Origin of the sequence: Microbacterium sp. SD291 (genome assembly GCF_017355365.1) — a bacterium.
Classification (GTDB): Bacteria; Actinomycetota; Actinomycetes; order Actinomycetales; family Microbacteriaceae; genus Microbacterium.
This window is the reverse complement of record NZ_JADIJR010000035.1, coordinates 25613-32021: the sequence shown is the minus strand read 5'-3', so window position 1 is coordinate 32021 and position 6409 is coordinate 25613. Positions and strand designations below refer to the sequence as shown.

Annotated in this window: 8 protein-coding genes; 6 read left to right on the top strand and 2 right to left on the bottom strand. The window is 66.6% G+C overall.

Annotated features, from left to right (window positions below; genetic code table 11):
• Positions 1 to 206, bottom strand: a 206-nt coding sequence (locus tag IPV10_RS14900; RefSeq protein WP_207485125.1) for a hypothetical protein, incomplete at its 3' end; no start/stop codon positions are given.
• A gap of 513 nt (positions 207 to 719) precedes the next feature.
• Between IPV10_RS14900 and IPV10_RS14895 the strand changes: the two genes are divergently transcribed.
• A complete protein-coding gene (locus IPV10_RS14895) occupies positions 720 to 2546 on the top strand; it encodes a heavy metal translocating P-type ATPase (protein WP_207485123.1) in 1827 nt (608 codons plus the stop codon).
• A gap of 27 nt (positions 2547 to 2573) precedes the next feature.
• Here IPV10_RS14895 and IPV10_RS14890 read toward each other — a convergent pair whose 3' ends face one another.
• Positions 2574 to 3662, bottom strand: a complete 1089-nt coding sequence (locus IPV10_RS14890) for a universal stress protein (protein ID WP_242685034.1) — start codon at positions 3660 to 3662, stop codon at positions 2574 to 2576.
• A 151-nt stretch (positions 3663 to 3813) separates the two neighbouring features.
• Between IPV10_RS14890 and IPV10_RS14885 the strand changes: the two genes are divergently transcribed.
• The 5 genes from IPV10_RS14885 to IPV10_RS14865 all read left to right on the top strand — a co-directional run bounded on the left by IPV10_RS14885 (position 3814) and on the right by IPV10_RS14865 (position 6398).
• A complete protein-coding gene (locus IPV10_RS14885; RefSeq protein WP_307861153.1) occupies positions 3814 to 4269 on the top strand; it encodes a universal stress protein in 456 nt (151 codons plus the stop codon).
• Between the two features lie 61 nt (positions 4270 to 4330).
• A complete protein-coding gene (locus tag IPV10_RS14880) occupies positions 4331 to 4735 on the top strand; it encodes a pyridoxamine 5'-phosphate oxidase family protein (RefSeq protein WP_207485107.1) in 405 nt (134 codons plus the stop codon).
• An 88-nt stretch (positions 4736 to 4823) separates the two neighbouring features.
• A complete protein-coding gene (locus tag IPV10_RS14875) occupies positions 4824 to 5261 on the top strand; it encodes a universal stress protein (RefSeq protein WP_207485105.1) in 438 nt (145 codons plus the stop codon).
• Between the two features lie 11 nt (positions 5262 to 5272).
• Positions 5273 to 6019 (top strand): SDR family NAD(P)-dependent oxidoreductase, encoded by a 747-nt coding sequence (locus IPV10_RS14870; RefSeq protein WP_207485103.1) that lies wholly within the window; start codon positions 5273 to 5275, stop codon positions 6017 to 6019.
• 25 nt (positions 6020 to 6044) lie between these two features.
• On the top strand, positions 6045 to 6398 hold the full coding sequence (locus tag IPV10_RS14865) for a DUF5655 domain-containing protein (protein WP_242685030.1): 354 nt from the start codon (positions 6045 to 6047) through the stop codon (positions 6396 to 6398).
• Positions 6399 to 6409 lie beyond the last annotated feature (11 nt).

Below are 6409 nucleotides of genomic sequence, written 5' to 3'. Positions count from 1 at the left end.
AGGTGTGCGTAGAGAAAATTCAGCCCGGGGGTCGTGCCCCAGTGGCCCAGCAACCGGGGTTTGATGTGCTCGGCGGCGAGGGGCTCACGCAACAGCGGATTGTCGAGCAGGTAGATCTGTCCTATCGACAGATAGTTCGCGGCGCGCCACCAGGCGTCCAGCCGGGCGAGCGAGTCATCAGTGAATCCGTCTGCCTGTCGTGACATGCCGACCGTATCGACCGTCGGCGCGTCCTCGTTTCCTGCGGTATCCATGTCGGTCCTCTCAGTGGTGCCGTGATCTCGGTGCGACGTCAGGCCCCGCGCTGTCTCCACGCTGACTTGTGTCCCCGTACTCGGGAAGGGGGTGGATCGTGCGTCCGCGAACAAGTGACTTCCGGAACTCCTCGACGCCGACCACCGCAGAGGCGAGCAGCACGGAGATGGCCCAGTGCAACAACCCATACACTCGCCGCTTCGACACCTGCTCCTCAGGGACCTTGGTCCTGCGATACCGGGACCGGCTCATGTGACTTTCGTCCCGGACGTGGTGGGCGGGTGGAGGAACTCTTGTCTCATGACGAAATCGAGGCCGACGATGGTGGGCACCGCGACGCGAACACCGGCCCCGTGAGCTCTTCGGTCGGAAGCGGATCCGCCAAGCGCACACGGAGCCCTGAGTTCCTACTGCGGCGGTACCCGGTGATCTTGGTCACCGTGCTGGTCGGGGCGTTCACTGCCATGCTGCACGCAATGGGTTCGGCACAGATGGGCCGCTGGCTCGCAACGATCTATGTCGGGGCCTTCGTCACGGTGACTCTCGTCCGGATGCTCCGAGACGTGGTCCGCGGGCATCTGGGCCTCGACTTCCTTGCGGTGGTGGCGATGGTCGCGACGCTGGCGGTCGGCGAGTACGTCGCTTCGCTGATCATCGTCCTGATGCTGTCCGGAGGCGAAGCCCTCGAGGACTATGCCGCCCGTCGCGCGAAGCGAGACCTCTCCGCGCTGCTCGACCGGTCGCCGCGTATCGCGCATCTGCTCGCTCCTTCCCCCGGATCCAGCGCCGGCTCCGCCTTGTTCTCTGAACCGGTCCAGGATGTGCACGTCGACGACGTGCACATCGGCGACGTGTTGCTCGTGCGCCCGGCGGAGATCGTCCCCGTCGACGGCACTCTCATCAGCGAGACCGGCACGTTCGATGAGTCTTCGCTCACGGGGGAGAGCATGCCGGTGGGAAGGGCGGCTGGTGAGGAGGTGCTCTCCGGTGCTATCAACGGGAGCAGAGCTGTGCGGCTGCGCGCGGTTCGCATCGGCGCCGACAGTCAGTACCAGCAGATCGTCGCACTGGTACGCGCAGCCGAGCAATCGCATGCGCCGATCGTTCGGCTCGCCGACCGCTTCGCCCTTCCGTTCACAGCCGTCGCTCTCCTCCTCGCGGGCACGGCGTGGGCGTTGTCCGGAGACTCGAGCAGGTTCGCCGAGGTTCTCGTGCTCGCGACGCCGTGTCCGCTTCTGATCGCCGCTCCGGTGGCCTTCCTCGGCGGGCTCTCACGAGCCGCGCGAGAGGGAGTGATCGTGAAGAGCGGTGCTGTCATCGAGCAGATCGCCCGTATTCGGTCCGCAGCGTTCGACAAGACCGGAACTCTTACACGAGGCCGTCCCGAACTGATCGACATCCGTCCCGTCGATGACTTCGGCGAAGAGGAGCTCCTTCGGCTTGCAGCATCGGCAGAGCAGTATTCGACCCACGTACTCGCCGACGGCATCCGCCGTGCCGCCGAAGCCCGCGGCCTCGTTCTTCTCCCCGCCGACAGCGCCACAGAGGCAGCAACCAACGGGGTATCGGCGAGCATCGGGGGTCGCGTCGTCGTCGTCGGCAAGCCGGCCTACGTCGCCACGGTCGCACCGGACACGACCCGGATCAACCTCGTCGCCGGCCAGGCCGCCGCATATGTATCGGTGGATGGCAGATTCGCCGGGACTCTGGTTCTCGCCGATGAGACTCGCCCCGAAGCCCCTGGAGTGATCTCCTGGCTCAGAGCACAAGGCGTCACCAGAATCGTCATGCTCACAGGCGATGTCGCGTCAACCGCTGAACCCATCGGGAGCCGGACCGGGATCAGCGAGATCCACGCGGAGCTGCTGCCCAAGGACAAGGTGGACCTGGCGCGCGGAATGCAGCCGCGCCCGCTGATGATGGTCGGCGATGGCGTGAACGACGCGCCGGTGCTGGCGGCGGCCGACGTCGGCATCGCCATGGGAGCGAGGGGAGCGACGGCAGCCGGAGATGCTGCCGATGTCGTCATCCTCGTCGATTCACTCGAGCAAGTCGCTCGTGCCGTCGCGATCGGGCGTCACACCCGTCACGTCGCGCTCACAGCGATCTGGATCGGCATCGGGCTGAGTCTGGGGCTGATGCTGGTCGCGATGACCGGCGGGATACCTGCCGTCGGGGGCGCTCTCCTCCAGGAACTCGTCGACCTCGCCACGATTCTCTATGCCCTGCGGGCACTGACCGGCCCTCCGACGGGGCGCGGCGAGGCCCGGAACTCCCTGAACGGACGCTGAGTAGTGGCGAGACTGAGCTGGCCAGCGCTACCTGACCACCGCCGTGACGGTCGAGAGTTCATCGAGCACCTGCTGACTCGTCGAGCCGAGCAGAAAGCGCGCGAGCGCACCCCTCCCGTGGGAGCCGACAACCGCCAGTCGAGCGTGCGAAGCCAACTCGTTGAGGCGCTGCGCGGGAGGGCCCTGCTCCACCACGCGCGTGATCCGAACACCGGGATGCTCGGGGCTGATCTCCGCGAGCGCGAGATCCACCGTCTCCTCCGCCAGCGTCTGCACGCCCGACAGGTAGCCGTGCGGATAACCACGCATGGTCCTTGGAAGAGGAACGGGTTGCCACGTGTGCAGCACGGTGAGCGGGTCACCGCTGCGTTCGGCTTCGGCGAAGGCGAAGGCCAGCGCCCGGCGCGCGATCGGCGAGCGGTCGACGCCCACCACGATCCCGCGACGCCCGGACATGTCCATGTCGGGGACCACGACGACGGGGCAGTGCGCACCGGCAGCGATCCTCACGCCGTGGGGACCGCGACGTGGTCCGACTGCCGAACCACGGTAGTCACTCCCGATCGCGAGGAGATCGAAGACCATGGACGAATCGATCAGCTCGCCCACCGGGTCACCGCGCACGATGCGTGTTTCCGCGACGACGCCTCGGCTCCTCAGGAACTCCACTTCACGTTCGAGCAGGATGCCGGCGGACTTCATCGCCGCCTCGACGATCGGTCCCTCACCGACCACACCGACAGCGCCGCCGACGACAGACACGAGTTCGATCCGGCAGCCGCGTTCCAACGCACGCGCCGATACCCAGTCCACGACGCGGCGGCTCACGGCCGAGTCGGTCACCCCGACGAGAATGCTCTGTTCCATGATCGTCTCCGTCATCCTCTGCCAATAGCTGGTGGTGTCCCGCTCATCCCGATGGCGCTCGCCTGCAAGATCATGCGAAGCCGCGGATTCCCCCGCTGCGCAGGAGCGATTCCTCAGGGACCTGCCGTCAAGTGCGGTGCTTTCCCGATGATCGGCGCTCGGGATCGTCTCGCTTGGGTCGAAGGTCCCGTCGAGAGCCGAAGCCGCGGGACGTTCGGCCCAACGGTCCGCCACACGGTCGCGCAGCATCGACACGGGGCAACGGCATCCGAGCCGGCGTCCCAGTGCTGACCGTGAACGCGATCGCGCGTTGCCTGTGACGATACGGGCGGCACGGCACCGTCCTCGATGAACAGGAGAAACCATCATGAAGAACGAATCGCGTCCGCAGCCCGTGATCGTGGGCGTCGACGGCTCAGCCTGCTCGGTCGCCGCGCTCGCGTACGGTGCGAATATCGCAAGAGCAATGGATGCTCCGCTCGAAGCGATCACGACCTGGACCTATCCGGTGCTGCTCGATCCTTTCGACCCCGGCCTCGACCGGTTGCCGAAGAAGTACGCGGAACTGGCGGCCCGAAACGCGATCGAGGCAGCTTTCCAGGGAACACCGCCGGCGCGGTTCAGTCACCGGGTCCTTCCCGGCCCGCCGCGCGAGGTTCTCGTCGAGCTCAGTGACGATGCGTCGATGCTCGTGCTCGGCAGCCACGGGCACGGCGGCCTGGTCGGCTTGGTTCTCGGCTCGGTGAGCGCCGCGTGCGCCGCGCATGCGCGGTGTCCAGTGCTCGTCGTGCACGAGAAAGACACCGCGGCACTCGGAGTCCGGTCGCAGGAGCTCATCATCGACGCAGCACCATGACGTGCTCTTCTGCCCGCACACGCCGAGACGGAGAAGAACGTCGACAGAGAGAGGAACGACTATGGACGAGAACGAATCACAGACCCGCCGTCTGACCGAGGACGAATGCTGGGACCGCCTCCGACAATCCCCTTATGGTCGCGTTGCGGCTACGGCCGCAGGCGAGGTCGACATCTTCCCGGTGAACCACGCGGTCGGAGACGACGGCACCATCGTGTTCCGCACCTCAGCAGGGACCAAGCTCCTGGAACTGACGGTCCACAGCGCTGTGGCGTTCGAAGTGGATGGCTTCGATGACGATGAGGCCTTCAGCGTCGTCCTCAAGGGGACCGCCGAGGAGTTCGATCGCGACGCCGACATCCTCGACGCGGAGCGGCTGCGAGTTCACCCCTGGGCTCCGGAGGAGAAGGACCGGTGGGTGCGGATAGTGCCGACATCCGTCCAGGGCAGGATGTTCAGTCGTTGAGCAGGGCGGCGACGGCACCGCGAAGCCGCCCGACGCGCATGTGACCTTAGTCCCGGGCCCGCGCTCCGAAGCGACCGATGCTGAACCTATGAGAAGCACAGAAGCACAGCACATCGTCGTCGGAGTCGACGGATCCGCTCCCTCCGTGGCAGCACTGAAGTACGCGGCACGGATGGCGACAGCGCTCGGCGCATCGCTCGAAGTCGTCACAGCGTGGGCACCACCGCCGCTCGACCCGATGATGGTGGTCGAGTGGTCTCCGCAGGACACGGCCGCGGAGGTGCTCGACGGCGCGATTCACGATGCCTTCGGCGACCACCCCCCGGCAGGCCTCTTGCGGACCGTCACTCCAGGTCCTCCGGCGCGCACGTTGATCGACATGAGCGAAACCTGCGGAATGGTCGTCCTCGGCAGCCGAGGGCACGGCGGGTTCGCCGGGCTGCTGCTGGGCTCGGTCAGTGCTGCTTGCGCCGCGCATGCTCATTGCCCCGTGCTGATCGTCCACGGTCCGACTCCTCACTCCTGAAAGGAACCCCCATGGCAACCCCTCGCTTCCAGAACCGCACGGTCGTCGTCACCGGTGCCGGATCGGGCATCGGCCGCGCAACAGCCATCCGGCTCGCAAGCGAATCCGCTCGGGTCATCGGCGTCGACGTGTCACGGCACCGCCTCCGGTCGCTCGAAGAGGAACTGGGAAGCTCGGTCGTCACGATCGACGGCGACCTCACCGATCAGTTGACGATAGACCGGGTCATCGCTCACCTGCGAACCGGCGTGCACGGTCTCGCCAACGTCGCTGGCATCATGGACGGCTTCGAGCCGACCGCTGAGATCGACGACGAGACCTGGGATCGCGTGCTGTCTGTGAACCTGACGGCGATGATGCGACTGACCCGGGCTGTCCTCCCGCAGATGATCGCCGCGGGGGGCGGCTCGATCGTCAACGTCAGCTCCGAAGCGGGACTTCGCGGATCCGCTGCGGGCACGGCGTACACGACCTCGAAGCATGCCGTGAACGGCTTCACCCTCAGCACCGCGTTCTTCTACACGCCGCATGGCGTGCGCTGCAACGCAGTCGCTCCCGGGCCTGTGGCGACCAACATCGAGGCGCCCTTCCGATCTGAAGAGGCGCAGCGGCGACTCGGACCGATCATGCAGGCGACGCTGCCGGCGATCGCGAAGCCCGAAGCGCTCGCGTCCGCGATCGTCTGGTTGCTCAGCGACGAGGCGTCCGACGTCTCCGGCGCCATCCTTCCCGTCGATGGCGGCTGGGCAGCCGTGTGATCTGATGCCCGGGCGAGCTGAACCGTTGAAGGGCGAAGAGTTCTTCGGCTTCGACACCAAGGCCGCGCGGATCTATCGAGCGATTGCACGGCGGCTCCTCAAGCTGGACGGCGTCGTGGTGCAGGTCTCCCGAAGCCAGGTGGCCTTCCGAGCCCGCCGCAGTTTCGCATTCGCCTGGAGGCCGGGTGCGTATGTGAAATCTGACGTCCCGGTCGTTCTCTCGCTGGCGCTGCCCGAGCGCGTGGACTCCGCCCGGTTCAAGGAGATCGTGAACCCGTCGCCGACGACATGGATGCACCACGTCGAGCTCCGCCTGGTCAAGGACGTCGATCGCGAGCTGCTCGGCTGGGCCGAACAGGCTTACCGCCACGCGCGCTGACTCCGACAGCG

Coding starts and splice junctions, on each gene's coding strand:
- IPV10_RS14875 (WP_207485105.1), top strand. CDS start 4,824: ATGAGAAGCACAGAAGCACAGCACATCGTCGTCGGAGTCGACGGATCC.
- IPV10_RS14895 (WP_207485123.1), top strand. CDS start 720: ATGCTGCACGCAATGGGTTCGGCACAGATGGGCCGCTGGCTCGCAACG.
- IPV10_RS14880 (WP_207485107.1), top strand. CDS start 4,331: ATGGACGAGAACGAATCACAGACCCGCCGTCTGACCGAGGACGAATGC.
- IPV10_RS14890 (WP_242685034.1), bottom strand. CDS start 3,662: ATGCTGCGCGACCGTGTGGCGGACCGTTGGGCCGAACGTCCCGCGGCT.
- IPV10_RS14870 (WP_207485103.1), top strand. CDS start 5,273: ATGGCAACCCCTCGCTTCCAGAACCGCACGGTCGTCGTCACCGGTGCC.